Origin of the sequence: Salarchaeum sp. JOR-1, assembly GCF_007833275.1 — an archaeon.
GTDB lineage: Archaea > Halobacteriota > Halobacteria > Halobacteriales > Halobacteriaceae > Salarchaeum.
In genome coordinates this window covers 1,464,211-1,485,594 of sequence record NZ_CP042241.1, presented here as the reverse complement: position 1 = coordinate 1,485,594, position 21,384 = coordinate 1,464,211, and the positions used below count along the sequence as shown (strand labels likewise).

Here is a 21,384-nt window from a genome sequence, read left to right as displayed (position 1 = left end):
TACAAGAGTTAAGGGCCGCGGACGCATCGCCGGGGACATGGACGAGACTCCGCAGGAGATCACGACCCTCGTCGGCCGCGAGGTCTACTCCAACAACGGTGTGTTCGTCGGTGAAATCGAAGACCTCCGCCTCGACCTCGACGCAGAGGTCGTGAACGGGCTCGCGCTCGGACAGCTGAACGGCGACCTGTTCACGGATCACGCGACCGGGAACAAGGGCGTCATCATCCCCTACCGGTGGGTTCGCGCCGTCGGCGATATCGTGCTCGTGAACGACATCGTCGAGCGCATGAAGGGAACCGAGGACGAGACCGAACTGGCGATTTAATCCGACAGGACTTTTCTCCCCCGGGACGCGCGTTCGGTCATGTTCGTTCTCGTGAACCTGAAGGCCTACCCCTGTGATCCCGTGGAAATCGGGACGGCCGCCGAAGCGGTCGCCGCGGAGACTGGTGCGCGAATCGCGGTCGCACCGCAGGCCGCCGACCTGCGCGCGGTCGCCGAGACGGGCGTGGAGACGTGGGCGCAGCACGTCAGTCCAGTCGACCACGGCAGTCACACCGGAAGCACGCTCGCGGAGCGCGCCGCCGCCGCGGGTGCTGCGGGCACGCTCCTGAACCACAGCGAGAAACGCCTCCGCCTCGCGGACATCGACGACGCGGTCGCGGCCGCGGAGCGCGCCGACCTCGACACCGTCGTGTGCGCGAACAACCCCGCGCAGGTCGGTGCGGCCGCCCAGCTCTCGCCGGACGCGGTCGCCGTCGAACCCCCGGAACTCATCGGGACGGGAACGCCGGTGAGTCAGGCCGACCCGGACGTGGTGCGCGCCGCCGTCGACGCCGCGGGCGAGGTCGGGGACGTGCCAGTCTACTGCGGCGCGGGCATCTCCACCGGCGACGACGTGACCGCCGCGCGCGACCTCGGCGCGGAGGGCGTGCTCCTCGCGTCAGGCGTCGCGAAGGCCGACGACCCCGAGGCCGCGCTCCGCGACCTCGTCACCGACCTCTAGGCGCGCACCACGTAGTGCGACGCCGCCTGCGCCTCCAACACCGCTTTCTCCCGCATGTCCACCAGGTAGCCGGTCGGCGCGCGGCGAAGCGCGTGGTCGGCGTCGATTCGGACGAGGTTTCCGCGCACCTGCGCCGACGGCGGTTTCTGCGCGGCCGCGCAGTCGTAGACGGTGAGGAGTTCGTTTCCGTCCTCGGCCTCGTAGACGACGATGCGCGTGTGCCGGTCTAGCTGCCACTCGCCCTCCGATACTCGCGGGAGTTTGTTCACTCGAACTCACCCAGGCTCGCCTGACCGTCGATCCCGTTCGCCGTATCCGGGTCGGACTCCCGTTCTCGGACGCCCGGCGGTTCCGAACTCCCCGCCCACGACTCGAGTTTCGCCTGATCCGCGTCGGAGAAGGAGAGGTTGGAGACGCGGACGCCGACCTTTCTGACGTCCTCGTCCGCGAACTCCGCGAGCAACTCTCGCGTCACGTCGTGCACGAGCGCTGGTTCGTCCACCGGCCCGGGGAGGCTCTTCGCGCGCGTGTTCACGTCGAACGGCGGCGTCACGACCTTGATTCCGATGGTTCGGTAGAGCGCGTCCGTCCGGGTCGCGCGCTCCGCGACCGCCTCCGCGAGCGCGTCCGCTCGCTCCCGAACCCGGTCGAAGTCGTCGGTCGCGCCGTCGAACGCCGACTCCCGGCTCAGGCTCTTCGGCTTCCCGCGCGGCTCCACCGGCCGCGCGTCCCGGCCGTTCGCGCGCTCGTGAAGCTCGCGGCCGCGGTCGCCGAACCAGCCCGACACCTCGTGTTTCGGCGTCTCGGCGAGGTCGCCGATTGTGTGCACGCCCTCCGCGCGCAGGTCGCGCGCTCGCACCGGCCCGACGCCGTGCAACCGCGCCACGTCCAGCGGCGCGAGAAACTCGTTCACGTCGTCCGGCGGGACGACGGTGAGGCCGTCGGGCTTGTCGTGGTCGCTCGCGATCTTCGCCGTGCTCATGTTCGGCGCGACGCCCACGGACGCCGGCACCCCGACCTCGCGCGCGATCCGCTGTTTCACGTGCCGCCCGAACCCCGCCGCGACCGACCACGCCGTCCGCTCCGTGATGTCGAGGTACGCCTCGTCGATGGACACCTCCCGAACGGTGTCCCCGAGGTCGTGCAGGATCTCCTTCACCTCGTCCGCGACCGACTGGTAGTACTCCATGTCCACGGGCCGATAGTGGCCCGCGTCCGGATCCCCGGGGTTCGCGGCCTTCCGCGGGAGCCGGTCGAGCGCGCTCGTGATCGCTTGCGCGCTCTCCACGCCGTACGCCCGCGCCTCGTAGGACGCGGTCGCGACGGCGCCCGTCGTCTCGCCGTCCTCGTACCCCATCCCCACCACGACCGGCTCGCCTCGAAGCTCGGGCTCCCGGCGGCGCTCACAGCTCGCGTAAAAGCAGTCCATGTCGACGTGAAGCACTACCCGACTCTCGCGCGTCGTGCTCGCGTCGTGTGCGTATTCGTCCAATGTCACGGCGAGTCACCCCGAGTTCCGGGAGTCCGCCCGAATGAATCCACTCGCGGTCGGTGTCGGCCCGTCTCGAACCGACCCGCGTGCGGGCCGCGTCGGATACACCGAGCCGAACTGGAACCCGGCACACTAAACGAGACGTTGGGACTGTACGGTGAAGACGTTGACGGGGAGGTATCAACTCCCGGTGGCCGCGGAGCGCTTTTCGGAGTAGGAGATGTGGAGTGCGCGTTAGCGCAGTACGACGGCTTCCTCGCCCTGAATGGCTTGTGGAATCGCGAATCTGGCGTGCGTGACCGCTCCCGAGGCGGTGACGATTTTGATGGTGATTTCTTCACCGGGTTCCAGACGCCCATCGAAGCCCGTGGTGCAGAGTTCGCCTTCTGTAAGTGCGTAGCAGTCTTCGTCTTCGCTCGCCAATACAATGTCGTCGCTGTTGAACTCTGTCCACCGACTCCACTCGTCCGTTTTCGTGTAGACTACTGCTTGTGAGAGATTCACCGTTCCTGAACCCGGAGACAGCCCGATCAATACTCGAACGTGCTCGACGTAGTTCCCGCTCTCGGAGACGTTTCCGACAATGCTGACCAGGGAGACCCGGTCGGTGACCATCGATTGGCTCTCCTGGCCGGTACTCGTGGACGCCTGTTGCAGGACGCCTGCCGTATTGACGAGGAGACCTGCGGCTAACGCCGCGACGAGAACCATCGCGACGAAGACGACGATGGTCTCGATTCCGAGTTGGCCACGGTCGGCGGACTGGATTCCCATCCGGTAGGTGATATGTCGAGCGGGCAGGTCAAAGTAGTACCGGGAGGCGCGCTGGCCTACACGGGGGTAGCGGCCGGCCCGCGGTCGCTCGCGGGCTCGGCGTTCCGAGGAGCGAGGCCTATTCGTACTCGACGACGGTGCCGTCGTCGCGGCAGACTTCGAGGGCGTGTTTCGCGCCCATGCCGGCGTCGTGGGCGGTGGCGCCGCGGGCGACGCCGACCTTGAGGTCGACGCCGGTGTCGTCGCGGACGGCGTCGATGGCGTCGCGGTACGCGGGTTCGCCCATCGCGGGGCAGACGGCGATGATGTTGTCGCCGCCGACGAAGAAGGAGAGGGAGTCGTGTTCTTCGTGCATGTGCCGCATGAGGCTGGCGTACGCTTGCTCGATGTGGATGAACGTGGAGTAGGCGTCGAGTTCGTCGGTGTACTCGCCGGTGGCGTCGTTCACGTCGAAGTGCGCGATCTGCACGTCGTCGTCGCTGCGCTCGTCGTCCTCCAGGGGAGCGCCGAGCAGGGCTTCCGTGCGGTCTTCGTCCTGCGCGCTCCCTTCCTCCTGGAGGCGGGCGGTGGCGTGGCCGAGCGCGTCCGCGGGGCTGGCCGCGGCGGCGGTGGAGAGGCTGATAGTGACCGGGTAGCGGTTCCGGATGGACTCCTGGATGCGCGCGTGGTCTTCGGCGTCGACGCCGTTCGTCACGGCGACCATGTTGTCGAAGCGCGTGAAGAAGACGTAGCCGTCCCGCGTGCCGAACAGCTGGGAGAGGTCGGCGTACAGCCGCGACTGGAGGGTCTGGAGGTCGACCTCTCGCCGGGGGTTCGGGGTGACGGTCCACGGGCCGTAGTTGTCGAGTTGGACGAGCGTGAGCTGCGTGTTCGTCACGATACGCGGAGTTCAGCGCGCCCCGCGTTTATCGGTTTTGGGTTGCGTCTCACGTATGATGGTGGAGGCGGGCGTCCGCTCACGGCGGACTACACGACCGCGACCGCGCCGCCGTCCACGACGCGCTTGCCGTCGCCGTTCGTCACCACGAGGTCCGCCTCGACGCGCGTGCCGTCCGCGGTTTCGGCGACGCCGGTGACTTCGAGCGTCGTCGTGAGCGTGTCGCCCGGCCACACCTGCGCGACGAACCGCGTGTCGTACTCGCGGAGGCCCGCGAGCCCGAACGTCTCCCGGACGAGACCGGACGCGACGCCCGCGGTGAACATCCCCTGTCCGAACACGGACGGGTAGCCCGCGTCCCGGGCGTGCGGGTCGTCGTAGTGAATCGGATTGAAGTCGCCGCTCGCGCCCGCGTACCGCACGAAGTCCTCGCGGGACACGTCCTCCGTGACGCGCTCGAACGTATCACCGACCGCGAACGAGTCCGTCATTCTCCGTCACCCCGGATGGCCCGCCCGGTCTCGATGCGGGTGTTGTAGTCGGAGAGCACGTGACTGCCGGACTCGTCGCTGAAGTCAGTGCGGAGGACTGCGAACGTCATCGTTCCGCCGCCCCGCCCCTCGCGCTGGTAGACCTCCGTGAGCGTGGTGTCGCCGGTGAGCGTGTCGCCGACGTAGAGCGGGCGCTCGTACTCGTAGCGCTGCTCACCGTGGACGACCCGCGAGCGGTCGAACCCCAGCTCGAATCCGAGGGTGTGGTCGATGCCGTCCGGGCGGTACCGGGGGAAAAAGGAGGTGCGGGCGAACGTCGGCGGCGCGGGAATCGCGTCGTGGCCCGCGTCGCGCGCGGCCCGCTCGTCCAGATACACGTCGTCGGGGTCGCCGACGGCGCGCGCGAACTCCGCGACCTTCCCCCGTTCGACACTGAACCCCTCGACTGTCCGGTGCGTGTCGCCGACCTGGGCTTCGAGGTCGGCGAGCGGAAGCGATGGCACGCGCCGAACTCCGCAGACCCCCAGCAAAAAAGATGGGGTTAGAACGGGTACTCGCGCTCGTCGCGCTGGAGGCTGATCCACTTCGCCTCGGTTATCTCGTCGAGGAACGCGTCGCTGTTGTACGTCCCGATACCCGAGGCGCCGATGCCGCTGAAGGGCACGTGCGCCTCGTCGTTGATCGGCTGGTCGTTCACGTGCACGTTCCCGGTCTCGACGCGCTCCGCGATCTCCGTGCCCGTCTGGAGGTCGCCCGCGTGTACGCTGCCGGAGAGGCCGTACTCGGTGTCGTTCGCGAGTGCGACGGCCTCGTCGATGTCGCTGAACGGGATGACGGGCGCGATCGGGCCGAAGTGCTCGTTCGCCGCGACGGGCATGTCGTTCGTCACGCCGGAGAGGACGGTCGGCTTCACGACGAGCGAGTCCTCGATGCCGTCGATATCGGCGGTTTCGCCGCCCGTTTCGAGCGTCGCGCCCTCCGCCACGGACTCGTTCACGTACCCGAGCATCTCGTCGCGCTGGCTCTCGTCGATGATGGGGCCGACGACGGTGTCGTCGGCGTGCGCGCTCCCGACCGGCAGGTCTTCAGCGCGCTCGGTGAGCCGTTCGACGTACTCGTCGTACACGTCCTCGTGGACGAGGTGGCGGTTGATGGAGATGCAGACCTGGCCCTGGTGGACGAACGTCCCGAACGTCCCGCCGTCGAGCGCGCGGTCGAGGTCGGCGTCCGCGGTGACGATGTGGGCGTTGTTCCCGCCGAGTTCCATCGCGGGGACGGCGAGGTTCTCCGCGGCGGTCGCGGCGACGCGCCGCCCCACCGACGTCGACCCGGTGAACGCGACCGCGTCGCTGGCGGGGTGGCCGGCGACTCGGTCGCCGATCTCGGAGCCCTCGCCGACGACGACGTTCAGCACGCCGTCCGGCAGACCGGCCTCCTCGAACAGTTTTGCGAACAGGAGGCCGCCCGTGATGGGCGTGTTCGTCGCGGGCTTCAGGACGACCGTGTTCCCGGACGCGATGGCGGGCGCAACGGCGCGCATCGAGAGGTTCAGCGGGAAGTTCCACGGACTGATGACCGTCACCGTCCCCTTCGGCTCCCGGCGCACGATGTTCTCCTTCCCGGGAATGTTGGAGTCCGCGTGCTCGCCCTTCGTCCGCCGCGGGAGCGTCGCCGCTTCCGCCGCGTGGTCGGACGCGATCTGCACCGAGGTCTCGCCCATGATGGTCGACCCGCCGGCCTCGTGCGCCAGGAGGTCGATGATCTCGTCCTCGTGTTCGTGCAGGGCGTCGAGGAAGTCCTGCACGACCTGCTCGCGTCGCGCGGGCGGCGCGTCCGCCCACTCATCCTGCGCGGCTTCGGCGGCGTCGTAGGCGGCGTCGACGTCCGCCTCGACCGCCGCGGGCACCTCCGTGACCGTCTCGCGCGTCGAGGGGTCTTCGACCGCGATGGTGTCGCCGCTCTCGCTCGCCACCCACTCCCCGTCGATGAAGAGGTCGCTCCAGTCGGCGTCGATGGTGTACTCGGGCATCCGTACCCGACGCTTGACGCGTCGAACACATAGGCGGGCGTCAACGGGCGAGGAGGACTGAAACCCCCATGTTCAAACGGGAAACAGACAGTCGCGGCGAAGAGTGTTGTGGCCGTTCGGCTCGCACGGGCCGCCGCGTCGTCCGCCGCACACGACCGCGGAACACCGAGCTCCCACCCGCCGGGAACGACCGTTTTTTTGATACGGCTGTCGAACGAACTGCCGCGTATGAGCACGTACGGAGCCGTTCGGCGAACCCGCCGCGTACGCGCGGAGGGGTGTCCGTAATGGTCGATCCGGTGCTCGCGAGCAGGCTTCAGTTCGCGCTGACGACGATCGTCCACATCATCTTCCCCGTGATGAGCATGGGGCTCGCGCCCTTCATCGTCTACTTCACGTACAAGGACATCCGCACGGGCCGCCCGCGATACGAGCAGCTACGGCGGTTCTGGACGAAGATATTCGCGGTGAGTTTCGTCGTCGGCACCGTCACCGGACTCGTCCTCGAATTCGAGTTCGGGACGAACTTCGCGGCGTTCGCGACGATGGCGGGCGAACTGTTCGGCGGCCCGCTGGCGACCGAAGGCATGATGGCGTTCATGCTGGAGGCGACCTTCCTCGGCGTGTTCCTGTTCGGCCGCGAACGCGTCGGCGACGCCGTCTACTTCCTCTCCAGCGTCGCCGTCGGTCTCGGAACGTGGCTGTCGGCGGTGTGGATCCTCATCGCGAACTCGTGGATGCAGACGCCGCGCGGGTTCGAGGTCGTCGTGGAGGACGGCCGGCGCGTCGTCCACCTCACCGACCCGCTCGCCGCCTACTTCACGCCGCGCTTCACGTACATGTTCGTCCACATGCAGAACGCGGCCGTGCTCTCCGTCGCGCTCTTCATGGCCGGCGTCGCCGCCTACTACGTGTTCAAACACCACGTGCGCGGCAACGACATCGACAGCGTCGAGTTCTGGGAGGCGACGCTGAAGATAGCGCTCGGCGTCGTCATCATCACCGCGCCGCTGCAGGTCCTCCACGGGGACGCGTACGCCCGGCACGTCTACGAGACCCAGCCGCAGAAGTTCGCCGCGATGGAAGCCGTCTGGCACACCGAAGCGTACGTCCCCGAGTACATCGTCGCGTTCCCGACGAGCGTCGACGCCATCTTCGAACCCGGACCGAAAGACCTCGTCGGCATCGCAATCCCGGGGATGGCGTCCTGGCTCGCGAGCGGGGGGAACGCGAGCGCCGTCATCACCGGCCTCGAAGCCATTCCCGCCGAAAACCCGCCCGTCGCAATCGTCTTCTGGGCGTTCCGCATCATGGTCGCGCTCGGCTTCTGGTTCATCCTCCTCGGGTTCTGGGGCGGGGTTCGGTGGCGGCGCGGCGAGCTGATGGAGGACGACCTCCTCCACAAGGCGCTGATGGGGACGTCGCTGCTCGGGTTCGTCGCCGTCGAGGTCGGCTGGATCGTCACCGAAGTCGGGCGTCAACCCTGGCTGATTTACGGCGTCCTCAAGACCGCCGCGGGCGTCTCCCAGTCGCTCACGGGCACCGAAGCGTTGTTCACGCTCCTCGGGTTCGCGGGCGGGTACGCCCTCCTCCTCACGCTCTACGTCTACGTCGTCCGCCGCATCATCACGCAGGGGCCGCCGACCGGCGACGACCTCCGAAACACCGCAGGCGGCGCGAACGCGGAGGTGGCGGCCGATGAGTAGTCTCTCCGCCGGCCCCCTGCTCGGCCTGCCGCTGCCCGACATCTGGTTCGCGGCCGTGTTCTTGGTTCTCGGGACGTTCCTCCTGCTGGACGGGTTCGACTTCGGCGTCGGCGTCCTGTTCGCGCTCGCGGACGACCACGACCGAGAGCAGTACCTCTCCGCAATCGGGCCGTTCTGGGACGGTAACGAGGTGTGGCTCGTCGTCTTCGGCGGCCTGCTGTTCGCCGTCTTCCCCGAGGTGTACGCCGCCCTGTTCAGCCGGTACTACCTCCTGATGTTCGCCATCCTCGCCGGCCTCGGCCTCCGCGGCCTCGCGCCCGAGCTGTACGAACAGCGCGAGGACGACCAGTGGCGGCGGTTCTGGAGCGCGTCCTTCGTCGTCGGAAGCACAGTCACGCCGTTCCTGCTCGGCGTGTTCGTCGTGAACTGGCTCGTCGGCGCGCCCGCTATCGTCACGCTCCCCGGCGTCGTCGGCGGGCTCGCGGTGCTCGCGCTCTGCGTCGTCGACGCCGTCGCCTTCCTCGGACTGAAACTCCCCGCCGATACCGACGACGCCACCCGGTACGGCCCGCCCGCGCTCGCCGCGTACCTCGCGCTCGCCGTCGCGCTCGTCGCCGCGATGTACGTCACGGAACCCGGTCTCCGGACGGCGCTCACGTCGCTCCCGGTTCTCGGACTGCTCGCCCTCTCGGTCGTGCTCGGCGCGGCCTACGTCGTCTCGATCCGCCGCGAGACCTACCTCGCGGCGTTCGCGGCCGTCGCCGGGCTGGTGTTCGGTCTCGTCGCGCTCGTCGCGGTCGTGATGTACCCGGTTATCGATCGAGCGAGCGGGCTCACGGTCTCCGAGACCGTCGTCTCCACGCTCCCACTGAACCTCGTCACGCTGATGATGGCGGTCTTCCTGCCGCTCGTGCTCGGGTACTTCGTCGTGCTCTACAATACGTTCAGCGGGCCGATAGAAGCGGGAGAGACCTACTAGAGGCCGCTGTACGGGCCGCCCTTCGCTTCGGTCAGTCGGTCGACCTGGTCGTCGCTGAGGTCGATGGCGGCCGCACCGAGGTTCTCCTCCAGCTGGTCGACGGTGCGCGCGCCGACGATTGGCGCGGTGACGCCGTCGCGGTGGCTGAGCCACGCGAGCGCGGTCTGCGCGGGCGTCGCGTCGACCTCCTCGGCGACCGCTTCGAGTTCGTCGTGCACGTCGAAGTTCTCCTCGGTGAGGTAGGCGTCCTCGAACCGACTGGACTCCGCCGCGCGCGACTCGCCGGTCAGGCCGTCCTCGCGCGTGTACTTCCCCGTGAGGAAGCCCTGGCCGAGCGGGCTCCACGGACACACCGCGAGGTCTTCGCTCCGCGCGAACTCCAGGTAGTCTCCCTCGATTTCGCGGTCGACGAGGTTGTACCGCGGCTGGAGCACCGAGAACGGCTCCCAGCCCTCGGCGCGCGCGAGTTCGTTCGCCTTCGCGACCTTCCACGCGTTCGGCCGCAGCGTGGACGCGCCGAGGTAGTGGACTTTCCCGTCCTCGACGAGTCGGTTCAGCGTCTTCATCATCTCCCGCGTCGGCGTCTGGTCGTCCCAGCGGTGGATGTAGAGCACGTCCACGTAGTCCGTGCCGAGCCGTTCGAGGAGCGCGTCGATGCGGTCGCGGACGTTCTTCCGGTTCGTCCCTCGACTGTTCGGGTCGTTCTCCCGGATCTGCCAGTAGATCTTGGAGGCGATGGTGTATCGCTCCCGGTCGCGGTCGCTGAGCCAGTCGCCGATCCACTCCTCGCTCGCGCCGCCGCCGTACACGTCCGCGGTGTCGATGTATCGGCCGCCGGCGTCCGCGTACGCGGTGAGGAGTTCCTTCGCGCGCTCCTCGCCGATTTCGACGTTCCCCTCCTCGGTCTGCTTGCCGAACCGCCACGTCCCGAACTGGAGTTCGCTCGATTTGAGGCCGGTTCCGCCGAAGGACACGAAGTCGAGGTCGAGGTCACTGACTGCCATCACCGGCCCTTGGACGACCGCCGTGAAAACAGTTCAGTAATCGGCCACGTCGTCGCGGGGGCGTACCGTTTTAGGGTTCCGCCACGCACGCCGGGTATGGCAGAGACTGCTCTCGTCACCGGCGCCGGCGCCGGAATCGGCCGCGCAATCGCTCGACAACTCGCGGACGACGGCTACCACGTCGTCGTCACCGACATCGACCCCGACGGCGGACAGGAAACCGTCGACATCGTCGAGGACGACGGCGGACGCGCGACGTTCACCGAACTCGACGTGACCGACCACGACGCCGTCGAAGCCACCATCGACGCCACCGTCGAAGAGTACAGCGGCCTCGACGTGCTCGTGAACAACGCCGGCGTCGGCCACGAACCCGCGCTCGTCGAAGACGTCTCCGTCGCCGACCGCGACCGCCTCATCTCCGTCAACGTCGACGGCGTCTGGAACGGCTGTCACGCTGCAATCCCCCACATGAAACGGGCCGGCGAGGGACGCATCGTCAACATCTCTTCTCTCGCCGGCGTCGTCGGTTCCCCCCGCATCGCCACCTACTCCCTCACCAAGGGCGCCGTCCTGAACTTCACGCGCGCCATCGCCGCCGAACTCGGCCCCGCCGGCGTCCGCGCGAACGCCGTCTGCCCCGGGTTCGTCGAAACCAGCATGGCCGACGAGTTCTTCGCGGGCAGCGACGACCCCGAGAAAGCCCGCGAACGCATGGAACGCCAGTATCCCCTCCGCCGACTCGGCCACCCCGACGAAGTCGCTGACGCCGTCTCCTTCCTCGCCAGCGAGAACTCCTCCTACATCACCGGCCACGGCCTCCTCGTCGACGGCGGGTTCAACGCGACCTAGGCCGAATCCTGGAGCGCGTTCCTGGCGGACTTCCGAACCATCGACGCTGTGACCGTCTCCGAGGGATAGACCAGTTGGCTGTTGATCCAGCAGGCGTGGTGGTCGCGGTTCGCGACATCTACGATTTCGTCAGTCGAATACACGCCGGGTTCGCGGAAGTCGACTCCCGTAAGGCGGTAGACCTCGGCCGAAAAATCGTCTGTATTTCGAGTGCTCCCGCCCAGGGGCCGGTCGTCGGACGGATTGACACGGTATCGTAGTATGTGCTCTGTTGTGCTTTGAGAATCGACTAGCCCAACCGCCGGAACGTAGCCGGCCGGCTGAACAACCGGCGTATAGTTCGGACGGCCGACAACCACAGCGTCATTGACTTCGCCGTAGTCGGCGACGCTCGCGGGGGGATGGCCGTCCGCGAGCAGTTCGAGTGTGCCGGTCGCCACGTCGGTTGCGGGGCGGTCGGGGAGCGCGAGCGCCGCGACCGAGCGCGCGCGGACGAGTTCGAGCGCGGTGTCACCCGCCGCGTCCCCGGTGGTGACCGCGACTGTCGGTTCGTCTCCGCGGGCAGGGGTCGCGGTTCCGTCTCGGGTGTCGTCGTAGTAGAGGTCGACGGCGGTGGGAACGGACGCCCCGGGGCGGCCAACGGTGACGTTGTCTGGGTCGAGGGCGGTCGTGTCGAGGCGGTTGCGGAAGGCGGCGGCGCGGTCGGGGTCGTCGGTGGCGACGGCTACGGTGGCGGTGTCGGGCGTCGCTCGGCTCTCGACCCGCTCGGGGTCGAACGCCTCGCGGACGAGGCGGCCGGTGTCGGCGTCCGGCGAACCGCGCGTCGCCATGGTGGCGATGGTCGGCGACGGCGTGGGAGCGCTGTCGTCGATGCGGACGCGCCAGAGGCCGTTCAGGGCGTGCGGGAGGAGGGGGGCGTCCTCGATTGACGGGGCGAGAACGGCGGTCGCGGGCCACCGCGGGACGACGGGTGCGAGCGTCTCCCAGGACACCTCGAAGTACTCAAGGAGTTGGTCGGGTATCGGGCGGTCGTAGAGTTTCGGCGGGTAGAACGGGAGGGCGGCGGCGATTTCGTCGTACTCGTACCGGGGGAAGGAGTAGTAGCCGTTCGTTCGCACGAGCGTGTCGAGGAGGAGACAGCGCGCAAGCGCGCGGTCGACAGCGGGTTCGAGCGGGCGGCTGAGGGCGTGCGTATAGCCGTTGTCGAGGCGGATGGCGGGCTCGCCGGGTTCGACGGTCGCGCCGAGGTAGAACGCGAGCGGCGCGATCCGATACACGTCCGCGTACGTCTCCGGGACGGTGATTGTAACGCCGGTGTCCGGCACGGAAAGGCCGTCGGGAATCGCGAGTTCGTCCCCGCGTTCGATGGCGGGCGGGTGGCCGCGGAGCGTCGGCCACGACCGCTCGGCCGACCACTCCTTCACGGACGCGCCGAGCGCGCCGACGGCGGACATGAGCGCGCGCGGGTCGTCCGGCACGGTGATAGTGGCGTGCGGGCGGTTGTGCCTGGAGCGCGCGCCGACGACGACGCGAGTGCGCTCGGGGAACGACACGCGGAGCGACCCGCCGTCCGCGTGGGGCGCGTCGTACCCGGCGGTCGCGGACGTTCGCGGGAGGACGACGTACGTCTTCACGATTCGGCCGAGTTCGATGTAGTGGGTTCCCTCGGGGATCTCACGGGGCGTCGTGGAGAATTCGCCGCGGTACTCACCGGTCTCGTCGCGGAGGCGGGCGTTCGCGTCTGGCGGAATCACGAGTTCGTCGGTCGTGAGCGCCACGGCGTCATCGACGGGAAACAGGAGCGACTGCGGCGCGGCCGTGAGCGTTCCCGGGTCGGCGAGGGTGACCGAGAAGGAGAGCCCGGCGAGGTCGTCGCTTATGGTGAGTTCGCCGGTGTCGGCGTCGAGGGAGAACGAGACGAGTGAGGAGACGTCTCGGGAGGTCATCGCGTTCAGTCAGGATGCCGAATGGTTTGAGCGTGTCGTCTCTACGCGACGGTTCGCACGGCGTCGACGAGGAAGAGGACGCCGAATCCGGCGAGGAGGAGGGCGGAGAGCGCGCTGACGGCGGGCGCGAGGGCTTCGACGCGTCGTTCGGCGGCGGCCAACGCGAGCGGGAACGCGACCACCCAGCCGAGCACGCCCGTGAAGAACCCGGCGACGAGGGCGGGGCTGCCGGTGTGGACGACGAGCGCGCCCGCGAGCGAGTCGCCGAGGTAGGGCGTGTAGCTGAGGAGGTCGAGCGTGCCGGGTTCGACGAGTGCGACGCCGGCGGACAGCCAGAACGCGAGCTGGTAGGGGTTGGTGATAGCGAGGACGAACGCGCGCTGGAAGCCCGTCCCCGCGACTCGGCCCGTGCCGGCCTCACGGAACGACTCGGAGACGCCGCGGTACGCGCCGTACGCGAAGTACAGCATGAGGACGCCGCCGACGGCGAGCAGGCCCGCGTGGAGGAGCGGGAGGTCGGTGACGACGGCGACCACGCCCACCAGCGCGAGCAGGAAGAAACAGAAGTCGGCGGTCGCCGCGCCGAGACCGGCGCGCGCGCCCTTCCGCCAGCCGCGCTGCACGGCTTCCTCGGCGATGACGGCGTTCATCGGCCCCGGCGGCGCTGCGAGCGCGAGGCCGAACGCGACGCCCGCGGCGACTGACGCGAACATGGTTCGAGTGGGCGGCGTGCCGTGAAAAACACCGCGTTCTTTGCGCCGCGGTGTCGTACGGCGCGCCATGTCGGACACGACCGTAGTCGAGGGCTGGCAGGGACGGTTCTACGAGGACTTCGAGACGGGCGACGTGTACAAGCACCCGTACGGGCGGACCGTCACCGAGACGGACAACGTCTGGTTCACGAACCTCACCATGAACGTGAATCCGATGCACTTCAACGAGGCCTACGCGTCGGAGACGGAGTTCGGCGAACGCCTCGTGGACGGGACGTTCGTCATCGCGCTCGCGGTGGGAATGAGCGTCGTGGACGTGTCGATGAACGCCACCGCGAACCTCGGATACGACGGCGTCCAGCACCACGCGCCCGTCTTCCACGGGGACACCATCTTCGCGGAGTCGGAGGTCCTCTCGAAGCGCGAACTCGACAGCAGAGACCACGTCGGCGTCGTCACCACGGAACTGCGGGCGTACAATCAGGACGGGACGAAGGTGCTGTCGCTTGAGCGAACGCCGATGGTGCGCAAGCGCGAGCACGCGAGCGTGTCGCCCGAACAGCCGCCCGGGTGGCCCGAGGGCGTCGGCACGCAGCCCGAAGATTAGTCGCGCATGTGGACGCTCGCCTGCGGTTCGGCCGGGTCGGTCGGCACCTCGACGAGCGTCGGGCCGTCCCGGTCGAACGCCGCGTCGACGGCCTCGCGAATCTCGTCGGGCGTCTCGGCGCGCGCGGTCGTCACGCCCATTCCCTCCGCAATCGTCGAGAGCGAGAGCGGGGTTTCCGGCCAGTCGTAGGCGTCGAGGCCGTACGAGCGCTCGGCCTCCTCGGAGATGATGGCGTAGTCGCTGTTGTTGAACGCGACGAGCACCACCGGAAGGTCTTCGACGGCGGCGGTGTGGAGTTCGTGAACGCACATCATGAGGCCGCCGTCGCCGGAGAGCGCGAGCACGCCCTCGCCGGGGTTCGCGCGCGCCGCGCCGATGGCCGCGGGGAGGCCGGTTCCCATCGTCGCCCACGACCCCGGATTGACGTACGAGCGCGGGCCGTACGCGGGGAAGGAGACGAGCGTCCAGATGCGGAAGCCGCCGGCGTCCGCGGAGACGGGCGCGTCGCGGGGGGTGGCGTCGCGGACGGCCGAGAGCGCGGCGACCGACGTGAGCGGCGCCTGTGCGGTGTCGCGGAGGTCGGCCATCCGGTCGGCGTCCGCCTCCCGCACGGCCTGCGCGCGCGCCGCGCCGTCCCGGGTCTCGGTGTGTTCGAGGCGACCCGCGAGACCGGCGAGCGCCGCGCCCGCGTCCGCGACGAGCGCCACCGACGGCTCGTATCCCGTCCCCACGTCCTCGGGGTCGAGCGTGACGTGCACCAGGGTGTCCGGAACGTCGACCGTCCACGAGCGGGTGGCGACCGCGTCGAAGTCCGTGCCGACCGCGAGCATGGCGTCCGACTCCGAGAGCAGGGCGAGGAGGTCGGGGCTCGCGCCGCCGCAGAGCACGCCCGCGGAGAGGTCGTGGTCTTCCGGAATCGTCCCCTTTCCCTTGTACGTGGTGACGACGGGCGCGTCGAGGGCCTCCGCGACGCCGACGAGCGCGCCGGACGCGTCCGCGGAGCGCACGCCGCCGCCCGCGAGCACCACGGGGTTCTCGGCCTCGTTCAGGTGCTCGGCGGCGTCGCCGAGCGCGGCCTCGTCCACGCCGCGCACGGACTCCGTCGCGTAGTCTCCGGGTTCGGCGAGCGTCACGTCCATCGGGAGGAAGTTCTTCGGGATGCCCACGCGGACGGGGCCCTTCGGCGCGGTCTGGGCGATCGCGATGGCGCGCTCGATTTCCGCGAGCGCGGCCTCGGGGTTCTCCACGAGGACGTTCTCCTTCACGACGTTGTCGTACGTGTCGGGCGGCGTCTCGTGGATGCCGTCGCCGCCCCGAACCTCGGGTTCGGTCTCCACGGCGAGGTGGAGGAGGGGCGTGCAGTCGTTCAGCGCGTTCTTCAGGCCGTTCATCGCGTTCATGTCGCCGGGACCGGGGACGACGCATGTCGCCGCCATCTCACCGGACGTCTCGGCGTACCCCCACGCCTCGTGCGTGACGGCGGTCTCGTGGCGGGCGACGACGAAGTCGATGCCGTCACGCGACCCGATGCCGTCGTTCAGGGGGAGGGTTTGCTTTCCGGGAATGCCGAACACCGTATCGATGCCGTGTGCGACCAATCGGTCGACGACGGCCTCGCTCACGCGCATACCGAGTGAGTCGCGGGGAGCGCAATAACTGTTGGCGATGCCCGGGCGAACCTTTAGGGACACGTACACGAACGACCGTGTATGACCGACCACGACGTCTCGTTCCTCCGAGACCTCGACGCCGAGTGCTCGTTCACCGAATCGCGGCGCGAGCAGTACGCCCGGGACGCCAGCCCACACCACCCGTCGACGCCCGACGCGGTCGTGTGGCCGGAGACCACCGACGAGGTCTCGGACGTGCTCGCGGCGGCGTACGAGCGGGACGTTCCGGTGACGCCGTGGAGCGGCGGGAGCGGCCTCGAAGGGAACGCCATCCCGGTCGAGGGCGGGATCGTCCTCTCGACGAAGGAGATGACGTGGGTGGACGCCGACCCGGACACGCTCACCGCGCGCGTCGGCCCCGGCGTCGTCTACGACGACCTGAACGAGGCGCTCGCCGGCGACGGCCTCCGCTTCCCGCCCGGCATCTCCAGCGGCGACGTGGCGACCATCGGCGGGATGATCGCGACGAACGCGAGCGGGTTCAACGCCGTCCGGTACGGCGAGACCCGCGACCACGTCCGCCGCATCGAAGCCGTCCTCCCCGACGGCGAGGTCGTGGAGGCCGGCCGGAACGTCGTGAAGACCTCGTCGGGGTACAGCATCACGGACTTGCTCGTCGGGAGCGAGGGCACGCTCGGCGTGGTGACGGACGCGACCGTCGAACTCGCCGGCATCCCCGCGGAGAAGCGGGCGGCGCTCGTCGCGTTCGAGAGCGCGCGCGACGCCTGCCGCGCCGTCAGCGACGTCATCGGCGCGGGCGTGAAACCCGGCGCGATCGAGTTCATGGACGCGCAGTCCATCGAACTCCTGAACGAGAACCGCGACGACCTCACGCTCGCCGAGCGCCCGACCCTCCTGGTCGAACTCCACGGAAACACCAGCGGCATCGACGAGGACTACGCGTTCGTCGAGGACCTCTGCCGCGACCACGGGGTCGTCGAGTGGATCGAGCCCGGCGACGAGATGGCGGACGTCTGGGAGGCCCGCCGCGAGGCCCTGCCCGCGGCGCGCGCGTACGACCCCGACCTCGACGTGGCCGTCATCGGCGACGTGGTCGTCCCGATCACGAACTACCCCGACATCGTGGAGCGCGCGCACGAACTCGCCGACGAGTACGACCTGCTCGTCCCGCTCGTCGGGCACGCGGGAGACGGCAACCTCCACTACACGCCGCTCGTCGACCGGGACGACGAAGACCACGTGGTTCGCGCGATGGCGTACAACAACGAGGTCGTGCAGGCCGCCATCGAGATGGGCGGCACCGCGACCGGCGAACACGGCGTCGGCATCGGAAAACGCGGCTTCATGAGCGACGAGCACGCGAACACCGTGGACGTGATGCGGGCCGTGAAGGACGCCATCGACCCGAAGGGCTTGCTCAACCCCGGAAAAGTCATCCCCGAAGAATAAGCACTGTAAAGCGAACTAGCGAAGATTCCTAACAGCTCTGGGGAAGGTTTTTCGGGGTTCGCGGTGTGGGTCGCGGTATGAGTGACGCAGTCACGCTCGACGTGGAGGACGGTGTCGCGACCATCACGCTCGACCAGCCCGAGCGCCGGAACGCGCTCTCCCGCGAGCTAACCGCGGGCCTGCGCGACCGCCTCGAACACGTCCGCGACGAGGTCGACGACGCCCGCGCCGTCGTCGTGCAGGGGTCGGGCGGCGCGTTCAGCGCCGGCGGCGACATCGCCGCGATGAAGAACCGACTCGACTCCGACGAATCCCTGGAGGAGGCCGTGAAGACCCTGGAGCGCACGACGAGCGAGACGCTCGCGCTCCTCGTCGAGTTCCCGCTCCCCACCATCGCGAAGGTGGACGGCCCCGCCGTGGGCGCGGGCGCGAACCTCGCCATCGCGTGCGACGTCCAGCTCGCGACCGAGGACGCGAGCATCGGGTTCGTGTTCCGGCAGGTCGGCCTCTCCGTGGACGCCGGCACGTCCTACCTCCTGCCGCGCGTGGTGGGGACGAACGTCGCGAAGGAACTCGTCTACACCGGCGAGATCATGGGCGCGGAGCGCGCGCACGACCTCGGGCTGTTCAACCACGTCTACGGGAGCGAGGAGTTCGACGCGAAGGCGGACGCGATGGTCGAACGAATCGCGTCCGGCCCGACGGCGGCGTTCCGGCACGCGAAACGCCTCATCGACGAAGGGTTCGAGAAGACCATCGACCAGGCGATGACGGACGAGGCCGTCGCGCAGGGCGTCGTCTTCGACACGCACGACCACGAAGAAGGCGTCCGGGCGTTCCTCGAAGACAGAGATCCCGAGTTCGAGGGGCGCTAGGCGTCGGGGTTCCGCCGCTCGTAGAACGCTTTTCCGCGCATCGTCATCACGACCTCGTCGTCCTGGTTGAACATCGCGGTGTCCGTGGTGAGCAATCCCCGCGAGGGGTCGCTCTCCAGCGGGCGTTTCTCCGCGACTTCGAGGCGGACGGAGAGCGTGTCACCGGGCCGAACGGGTTCGGTCCACTGAATCTCCTCCACGCCCGGCGATCCGAGGCTCGCCGCGTCGTCGTAGTGGTGTTCGACCATGAGCTTCATCCAGAGCGACGCCGTGTGCCAGCCGGACGCGATGAGCCCGCCAAAGGGCGACTCCGCCGCCGCCTCCTCGTCCACGTGGAACGGCTGCGGGTCGAACTGCTCCGCGAACTCCACGATTTCCTCCTTCGACACCGTGTACGACCCGAACTCCTCAACGTCGCCCACGTCGAAGTCCTCGTAGTACGTCACAGCGGCTCCTCCCCCTCGATGATGCGGACGGCGCGGTCTGCGAGCGCGGGCACGCGTTCCTCCATCAGCGGATACATCGGGTCGTCCGAGTTCCCCTCGAGGTAGCGCCGGTAGAACATCTCGCCGAGTCCGGCGAGCTTGTAGACGGCGAGCGCGCGGTAGAACCGCTCGTGTTCGAAGTCGAAGCCAGTCTGGTTCTCCCAGCGCGCCACGAGTTCGACCCGGGTCGGATACCCCTCTCGCTGCATGAACGTCGCCTCCAGTTCGGGGACGGCGGGCTCGGGGTCTTTCGCGTCCCGCCAGTAGGAGAGCATCCACCCGAGGTCGGCCCGCGGGTCTCCGAGCGTGCTCATCTCCCAGTCGAACACGCCCGTCAGTTCGGGGGGCGTACCCGGCGCGTACAGGACGTTGTCGAGCTTGTAATCGCCGTGGACGAGTGTCTTCGGGTGGTCTTCGGGGCAGTGCTCGTCCAGCCAGTCGCCGACGCGCTTCAGCTTCGGAACCTCGCGGTCGTCCGCGGTGACCTCGAACGCCCACGAGAGCTGTTTTCCCCAGCGGTCGACCTGTCGGCGCGTGTAGCCCGCGGGCCGCCCGAGTTCGCCGAGCCCGACCGCCTCGTAGTCCACGCCGTGGATGGCCGCGAGCGTGTCCGCGAGCTCCTCGCCGATTCGCTGCCGGGAGTCGAGGTTCGCGAACCGCTCGGGCTCGTCGTCGCGCAGCACGTCGCCGGGCACGCGCTCCATCACGTAGAAGTCGCTCCCGATGACGGCGTGGTCGTCACACGCCGCGACCGTCGGCGGCACCGGCACGTCCGTGTCTTGGAGGGCGTCGATGACGCGGTACTCTCGGAGCACGTCGTGCGCGGTGTCCGCCGTCTCGCCCGGCGGCGGTCGCCGGATTACGAGATCGTCGTCGCCCCACTGGACGAACAGCGTCTCGTTCGAGTGTCCTTCCGCGTGCCGCTCGACATCGTAGGCGTCCGTCGGCCCGAGTTCCGCTTCGAGGAACGCCCGCAACGCGTCCTCGTCCACGAGCCGAGCGAAGTAGGCCTCGCTCGTATCGTCTGCCATACCCGGGGGTTCTAGCTCCTCGTACGAATAGGTATGGATAGGAATTACCGATCGATGCCAACTAGGACGAATCTTTTTACATTGTATTCACCAAGAGAGCGTATGGAGTACGACGATTCCGAGCGTGCGGTCGAGTTCGCCGAGAAGACCCGTGAGTTCGTCGACGAGGTCGTCATCCCCGTCGAGCGCGACGTGCTGGGCGGTGACCCCATCAGCGACGACCAACTGGACGCACTCCGCGAGGAAGCGCGCGACTACGGCGTGTACGCGCCCCACCTTCCGGAGGAGTACGGGGGTCACGGCCTCAGCTACCGCGACATGCTCCCCGTGTTCGAGGAAGCCGGCCGCAGCCTCCTCGGCGCGCCCGCGATCAAAGTCGAAGCCCCCGACGAGGGCAACATGCACACCCTCGAAACATTCGGCACGGAAGCCCAGAAGGAGGAGTACCTCCGTCCACTCGTCCAGGGCGAAATCCGGAGCGCGTTCTCGATGACCGAACCGATTCAGGGCGGCGGGAGCGACCCGAAGATGATGGCGACCACCGCCGAAAAAGACGGCGACGAATGGGTCATCAACGGCCACAAGTGGTGGACGACGCAGGGCACCGAAGCCGACGTGCTCATCGTCATGGCCGTCACCGACCCCGACGCCCACCCCTACAACGGCTGCTCGCTCTTCCTCGTCGATGCGGACACCGACGGCGTGAACGTCGTTCGCGACATCCCCCACACCGGCGGGAACGTCACCGGCATCGGCCACGCCGAAATCGAATACGACGACGTGCGCGTCCCCGAGGACGCGCTGCTCGGCGAGCGCAACGAAGGCTTCAGTCACGCACAAGCCCGCCTCGGCCCCGCCCGCCTCACCCACTGCATGCGGTACTCCGGGATGGCCCAGCGCGCGCTCGACATCGCGAAAGCCTACATCTCGGAACGCGAAGCCTTCGGCGAGCCGCTCAGCGAGAAACAAGCCCTCCGATTCGAAATCGCGGACGCCGAAATCAACCTCCACGCCGCCCGCACCATGGTCCGGCACGCCGCCCGCCAGATCAATCAGGGCAACGAGGCCCGCATCCCCGTCGCCATGACGAAAGTGTTCGCCGCGAACACCTGCCAGAACGTCATCGACCAGACCATTCAGATGTGTGGCGGGAACGGCATCGGCAAAGACCTCCCGCTCGCCGATTTCTACGAGAGCGTCCGCCAGTTCCGCATCGTCGACGGCGCGGACGAAGTCCACAAACGCGTCATCGCCCGCGACGCACTCAGCGACGCAGACCAACACGAGTTCGAACTCGAAGCCCTCACGCGCTTCTAGCCCACCTTTTTACTGTGAGGGGGTCGCTTCGCGACCCCCTCACCCAAAAAACCTGGAGGGAAAAAGACGCGAGCGCTCCGCGCTCGCGAGAACAGCGCGCCAGAGGCGCGCTGACGG

At 68.5% G+C, this 21,384-nt stretch carries 22 protein-coding genes; 9 read left to right on the top strand and 13 right to left on the bottom strand.

Translation table 11 applies throughout. The features are described from left to right. Nucleotides 1-37 precede the first annotated feature (37 nt). Together FQU85_RS08825 and tpiA are read left to right on the top strand one after the other, a co-directional pair. Nucleotides 38-328: a PRC-barrel domain-containing protein gene (locus tag FQU85_RS08825; RefSeq protein ID WP_145847007.1), complete on the top strand. Its 291-nt coding sequence runs from the start codon at nucleotides 38-40 to the stop codon at nucleotides 326-328. 39 nt (nucleotides 329-367) lie between these two features. Continuing rightward, nucleotides 368-1,009, top strand: coding sequence for a triose-phosphate isomerase (tpiA, locus tag FQU85_RS08820; protein ID WP_145847005.1), 642 nt, complete (start codon nucleotides 368-370; stop codon nucleotides 1,007-1,009). Here the strand turns inward: tpiA and FQU85_RS08815 are convergent. The 7 genes from FQU85_RS08815 to FQU85_RS08790 form a co-directional block, all read right to left on the bottom strand. Then, entirely contained in the window at nucleotides 1,006-1,278 is a 273-nt protein-coding gene (locus tag FQU85_RS08815) for a hypothetical protein (RefSeq protein WP_145847003.1), read from the bottom strand. The genes tpiA and FQU85_RS08815 overlap by 4 nt on opposite strands. Then, nucleotides 1,275-2,507 (bottom strand): DNA polymerase IV, encoded by a 1,233-nt coding sequence (dinB, locus tag FQU85_RS08810; protein ID WP_370516755.1) that lies wholly within the window; start codon nucleotides 2,505-2,507, stop codon nucleotides 1,275-1,277. Before dinB ends, FQU85_RS08815 begins: the two co-directional genes overlap by 4 nt. A 228-nt stretch (nucleotides 2,508-2,735) precedes the next feature. Next, entirely contained in the window at nucleotides 2,736-3,275 is a 540-nt protein-coding gene (locus FQU85_RS08805) for an archaellin/type IV pilin N-terminal domain-containing protein (RefSeq protein WP_145846998.1), read from the bottom strand. A gap of 118 nt (nucleotides 3,276-3,393) precedes the next feature. Then, complete coding sequence (locus FQU85_RS08800; RefSeq protein ID WP_145846992.1) at nucleotides 3,394-4,152, bottom strand: GTP cyclohydrolase III; 759 nt, start codon at nucleotides 4,150-4,152, stop codon at nucleotides 3,394-3,396. An 89-nt stretch (nucleotides 4,153-4,241) separates the two neighbouring features. Beyond that, the gene (locus tag FQU85_RS13500; RefSeq protein ID WP_206022029.1) at nucleotides 4,242-4,643 is read right to left on the bottom strand and encodes a MaoC/PaaZ C-terminal domain-containing protein; all 402 of its coding nucleotides are present in this window, start codon (nucleotides 4,641-4,643) and stop codon (nucleotides 4,242-4,244) included. Continuing rightward, on the bottom strand, nucleotides 4,640-5,146 hold the full coding sequence (locus FQU85_RS13495) for a MaoC family dehydratase N-terminal domain-containing protein (protein ID WP_206022028.1): 507 nt from the start codon (nucleotides 5,144-5,146) through the stop codon (nucleotides 4,640-4,642). Before FQU85_RS13495 ends, FQU85_RS13500 begins: the two co-directional genes overlap by 4 nt. A 38-nt stretch (nucleotides 5,147-5,184) precedes the next feature. Beyond that, the gene (locus FQU85_RS08790; protein WP_145846988.1) at nucleotides 5,185-6,672 is read right to left on the bottom strand and encodes an aldehyde dehydrogenase family protein; all 1,488 of its coding nucleotides are present in this window, start codon (nucleotides 6,670-6,672) and stop codon (nucleotides 5,185-5,187) included. Between the two features lie 287 nt (nucleotides 6,673-6,959). Between FQU85_RS08790 and FQU85_RS08785 the strand changes: the two genes are divergently transcribed. Together FQU85_RS08785 and FQU85_RS08780 are read left to right on the top strand one after the other, a co-directional pair. After that, nucleotides 6,960-8,378, top strand: coding sequence for a cytochrome ubiquinol oxidase subunit I (locus FQU85_RS08785; protein ID WP_145846980.1), 1,419 nt, complete (start codon nucleotides 6,960-6,962; stop codon nucleotides 8,376-8,378). Then, on the top strand, nucleotides 8,371-9,357 hold the full coding sequence (locus FQU85_RS08780) for a cytochrome d ubiquinol oxidase subunit II (protein WP_145846971.1): 987 nt from the start codon (nucleotides 8,371-8,373) through the stop codon (nucleotides 9,355-9,357). The genes FQU85_RS08785 and FQU85_RS08780 overlap by 8 nt, the downstream gene beginning before the upstream one ends. Here FQU85_RS08780 and FQU85_RS08775 read toward each other — a convergent pair. Then, nucleotides 9,354-10,361, bottom strand: coding sequence for an aldo/keto reductase (locus FQU85_RS08775; protein ID WP_145846965.1), 1,008 nt, complete (start codon nucleotides 10,359-10,361; stop codon nucleotides 9,354-9,356). The two genes, FQU85_RS08780 and FQU85_RS08775, sit on opposite strands and share 4 nt — an antisense overlap. A gap of 96 nt (nucleotides 10,362-10,457) precedes the next feature. Here FQU85_RS08775 and FQU85_RS08770 point away from each other — a divergent pair, with 96 nt between their 5' ends. After that, nucleotides 10,458-11,213: an SDR family NAD(P)-dependent oxidoreductase gene (locus FQU85_RS08770; protein WP_145846962.1), complete on the top strand. Its 756-nt coding sequence runs from the start codon at nucleotides 10,458-10,460 to the stop codon at nucleotides 11,211-11,213. Here FQU85_RS08770 and FQU85_RS08765 read toward each other — a convergent pair. Continuing rightward, entirely contained in the window at nucleotides 11,210-13,159 is a 1,950-nt protein-coding gene (locus FQU85_RS08765; RefSeq protein ID WP_145846960.1) for a hypothetical protein, read from the bottom strand. The two genes, FQU85_RS08770 and FQU85_RS08765, sit on opposite strands and share 4 nt — an antisense overlap. Nucleotides 13,160-13,200: 41 nt before the next feature. Next, on the bottom strand, nucleotides 13,201-13,872 hold the full coding sequence (locus tag FQU85_RS08760; protein ID WP_145846959.1) for a LysE family translocator: 672 nt from the start codon (nucleotides 13,870-13,872) through the stop codon (nucleotides 13,201-13,203). A gap of 67 nt (nucleotides 13,873-13,939) precedes the next feature. On the opposite strand from FQU85_RS08760, the gene FQU85_RS08755 reads away from it, so the two are divergent. Continuing rightward, the gene (locus tag FQU85_RS08755; RefSeq protein ID WP_145846957.1) at nucleotides 13,940-14,479 is read left to right on the top strand and encodes a MaoC family dehydratase; all 540 of its coding nucleotides are present in this window, start codon (nucleotides 13,940-13,942) and stop codon (nucleotides 14,477-14,479) included. Here the strand turns inward: FQU85_RS08755 and FQU85_RS08750 are convergent. After that, nucleotides 14,476-16,107: a thiamine pyrophosphate-binding protein gene (locus FQU85_RS08750; RefSeq protein ID WP_145846955.1), complete on the bottom strand. Its 1,632-nt coding sequence runs from the start codon at nucleotides 16,105-16,107 to the stop codon at nucleotides 14,476-14,478. The two genes, FQU85_RS08755 and FQU85_RS08750, sit on opposite strands and share 4 nt — an antisense overlap. An 81-nt stretch (nucleotides 16,108-16,188) precedes the next feature. On the opposite strand from FQU85_RS08750, the gene FQU85_RS08745 reads away from it, so the two are divergent. Both FQU85_RS08745 and FQU85_RS08740 read left to right on the top strand, forming a co-directional pair. Then, nucleotides 16,189-17,559 (top strand): FAD-binding oxidoreductase, encoded by a 1,371-nt coding sequence (locus FQU85_RS08745; protein WP_145846954.1) that lies wholly within the window; start codon nucleotides 16,189-16,191, stop codon nucleotides 17,557-17,559. Nucleotides 17,560-17,636: 77 nt separating this feature from the next. After that, the gene (locus FQU85_RS08740) at nucleotides 17,637-18,434 is read left to right on the top strand and encodes an enoyl-CoA hydratase/isomerase family protein (protein ID WP_145846952.1); all 798 of its coding nucleotides are present in this window, start codon (nucleotides 17,637-17,639) and stop codon (nucleotides 18,432-18,434) included. Here the strand turns inward: FQU85_RS08740 and FQU85_RS08735 are convergent. Then, a complete protein-coding gene (locus FQU85_RS08735) occupies nucleotides 18,431-18,880 on the bottom strand; it encodes a MaoC family dehydratase (RefSeq protein ID WP_145846950.1) in 450 nt (149 codons plus the stop codon). The two genes, FQU85_RS08740 and FQU85_RS08735, sit on opposite strands and share 4 nt — an antisense overlap. After that, on the bottom strand, nucleotides 18,877-19,950 hold the full coding sequence (locus FQU85_RS08730) for a phosphotransferase family protein (RefSeq protein WP_145846948.1): 1,074 nt from the start codon (nucleotides 19,948-19,950) through the stop codon (nucleotides 18,877-18,879). Before FQU85_RS08730 ends, FQU85_RS08735 begins: the two co-directional genes overlap by 4 nt. A 102-nt stretch (nucleotides 19,951-20,052) precedes the next feature. Here FQU85_RS08730 and FQU85_RS08725 point away from each other — a divergent pair, with 102 nt between their 5' ends. Next, nucleotides 20,053-21,267, top strand: a complete 1,215-nt coding sequence (locus FQU85_RS08725; RefSeq protein WP_145846946.1) for an acyl-CoA dehydrogenase family protein — start codon at nucleotides 20,053-20,055, stop codon at nucleotides 21,265-21,267. Nucleotides 21,268-21,384: the final 117 nt, after the last annotated feature.